This window comes from Dietzia sp. DQ11-44, assembly GCF_014145205.1.
GTDB lineage: Bacteria > Actinomycetota > Actinomycetes > Mycobacteriales > Mycobacteriaceae > Dietzia > Dietzia natronolimnaea.
The window spans coordinates 1-1077 of the sequence record NZ_JAALEC010000149.1; the positions used below are offsets into that span (position 1 = coordinate 1).

Annotated in this window: 1 protein-coding gene; it reads right to left on the minus strand. The window is 69.9% G+C overall.

Annotated elements, in window-relative coordinates; genetic code table 11:
* On the minus strand, positions 1–743 hold a 743-nt coding region (locus tag G6018_RS04690), incomplete at its 3' end, for a TSUP family transporter (protein WP_182638912.1).
* Positions 744–1077 lie beyond the last annotated feature (334 nt).

The window sequence follows — 1077 nt, forward strand, 5'->3', positions numbered from 1 at the left end:
GTGCGCGAGTTGGTCACCACGATCAGGCCTCCGGCCGCGGTGCCGAGCACGCGCGCGGGCAGGTGCTTGACGAGCCAGGCCGCCAGTGGTGCCACGATCACGCCGCCGACCAGCAGTGCCGCGGCGTAGCCCCAGTCGATGCCGGCCGCGCCCAGGCCGATGAGGAAGCCGAGGGAGCCACCCACGGCCACCACGAACTCGGAGGTGTCGATGGAGCCGACCACCTTGCGCGGCTCGACCCGGCCCGAGGACAGCAGCGAGGTGGTGCCGACCGGGCCCCACCCGCCGCCGCCGAGCGAGTCGAGGGTGCCGCCCACCAGTCCGAGGGGGACCAGGAACCCTGTCCGCACGCGGCCCTTGAACTCCGGACGACGCCCACCCAGTGCGAGGAAGCGGTACAGCACGTACAGGCCCAGCGTCAGGAGGATCGCCCCGACCACCGGCTTGGCCACGTCCGCCGGGAGGTTGGTGAGGATGGTGGCGCCGGCGAACGCCCCGATGGCGCCGGGGACCGCGAGGATGCGCACGATGCGCCAGTCCACGTTGCCCAGCTTGTGGTGGGAGATACCTGAGGCCAGGGTGGTGCCGATCTCCGCGAAGTGCACGGACGCCGAGGCCGCGGCGGGCGCGATCCCGGCCGCGACCAGCAGCGTCGTGGACGTCACGCCGTAGGCCATCCCCAGGGAGCCGTCGATGAGCTGGGCGATGGCGCCGACGACGCCCAGGACGATCAGTGTCTTCACGAGTGCTCCGATTATCTTGTGTGTGGATTAAGTAGACCAACACAGTAGACATTAAAGGCGCGCCAAGTCCAGACCGATCTGTCTACGTGGTGCCGAGGTGATGAAGATGTCGTGTCAAGATGAGAATTTTGTGACACAATTGCGGAATTCGCACCGGCTCCGGGCCGGTGCTCTGCGCTGGGGGGCGGGATGGACGGGGTCGGCGAACGGTCGTGTTATGTCCAGGAGGCCGCCGACGGCGCGACCTGGGGGTGTCAGCGATGCGGGGCCACCAGCGGGGTGCTGCCCTCGCGAGGGGCGGCACGGGTCGCGGCCGACGCGCACCGCTGCCCGG